Source organism: Pseudoalteromonas sp. SIMBA_162 (assembly GCF_046535955.1).
In the GTDB taxonomy this organism is placed as follows: Bacteria; Pseudomonadota; Gammaproteobacteria; order Enterobacterales; family Alteromonadaceae; genus Pseudoalteromonas; species Pseudoalteromonas marina.
Map to the genome: position 1 here is coordinate 1 of NZ_JAWJBQ010000194.1, position 321 is coordinate 321.

Genomic DNA, 321 nt, shown 5'->3' on the forward strand with positions numbered 1-321 from the left:
GGTCGGCGGTTCGAGCCCGTCATCCTCCACCATAAATTGCCGGTGTAGCTCAATTGGTAGAGCAACTGACTTGTAATCAGTAGGTTGAGGGTTCAAGTCCTTTCGCCGGCACCATTAGTACGAGCCATTAGCTCAGTGGTAGAGCATCTGACTTTTAATCAGAGGGTCGAAGGTTCAAGTCCTTCATGGCTCACCAGTTTTATATTGCGGGTGTGGCGGAATTGGCAGACGCACTAGACTTAGGATCTAGCGCCGCAAGGCGTGGGGGTTCGACTCCCTTCACCCGCACCATTTAATTTAATCATAATTTATTAGCACATG

At 49.5% G+C, this 321-nt stretch carries 3 tRNA genes; all 3 read left to right on the top strand.

Features of this window, described 5'->3' with window-relative positions:
- Nucleotides 1-38: 38 nt before the first annotated feature.
- The 3 genes from R0J88_RS19315 to R0J88_RS19325 all read left to right on the top strand — a co-directional run bounded on the left by R0J88_RS19315 (nt 39) and on the right by R0J88_RS19325 (nt 291).
- Nucleotides 39-114 (top strand) — tRNA-Thr (locus tag R0J88_RS19315).
- Nucleotides 115-121: 7 nt separating this feature from the next.
- Nucleotides 122-196: transfer RNA gene (locus R0J88_RS19320), tRNA-Lys, on the top strand.
- A gap of 10 nt (nt 197-206) precedes the next feature.
- Nucleotides 207-291: transfer RNA gene (locus tag R0J88_RS19325), tRNA-Leu, on the top strand.
- The last annotated feature ends 30 nt before the right edge of the window (nt 292-321 follow it).